Here is a 779-nt window from a genome sequence, read left to right on the forward strand (position 1 = left end):
GCGTGCTGATGCTGGGCATGCGCAGGCGGATCCGCTTCAGGCGACGCGGATCGGCATCCACGACCTCGAACTCGGCGCCCGAGGGATGGGCGATCACCTCTCCGCGCAGCGGCACGCGCCCCGCCAGCATGAAGATCAGACCGCCAAGCGTGTCGATATCCTCGTCCTCGTCGCCGATCAGGCGCAGGCCGGTCTCAGCCTCGACATCGTCCAGCGCGGCACGGGCCTGGATCAGCCACTGGCCGGTCTTCTCATGCACCCACAAGCCGCCCTCGACCTCGTCATGCTCATCCTCGATCTCGCCGATCACCTGTTCGATCAGGTCCTCGATGGTGACCAACCCGTCGACGCCCCCGTATTCGTCGATGACCAGCGCCATGTGGATGCGCTTGGTCTGCATCTGCTGCAGCAGCACCCCGATGGGCATCGAGGGCGGAACGTACAGCAACGGCCGCAGCATCGGGCGCATGGTAAATTTGCCCCCCGCACCGAACCCGTGCTTCAGCGCCAGGTCCTTGAGATGGATCAGGCCAAGCGGGCTGTCCAGCGTGCCGCGAAAGACCGGCATCCGTGAAAACCCGTGCTCACGGAACATCTCGACCAGATCCTCCAGCGACAGGTTCGCGGGGGCGGCCACGATCTCGACCTTGGGGATGGCGACGTCATCGACCCGCATGCGGCGCAGATTGACCAAGCCGGGGGTGCCCACGACATGGCGGTCCTGATGATCGTCGTCCGCGCCGCTTTCGGACCCTGTCAGGGCCGACAGCACGCGGCCA

Annotated in this window: 1 protein-coding gene; it reads right to left on the minus strand. The window is 66.0% G+C overall.

Translation table 11 applies throughout. From position 1 onward, the window contains the following. Nucleotides 1-760, minus strand: a 760-nt coding sequence (locus tag TW83_RS18315; protein WP_239441427.1) for a hemolysin family protein, incomplete at its 3' end; no start/stop codon positions are given. Nucleotides 761-779: the final 19 nt, after the last annotated feature.

The organism is Paracoccus sp. S4493, assembly GCF_000967735.1.
Lineage (GTDB): Bacteria > Pseudomonadota > Alphaproteobacteria > Rhodobacterales > Rhodobacteraceae > Paracoccus > Paracoccus marcusii.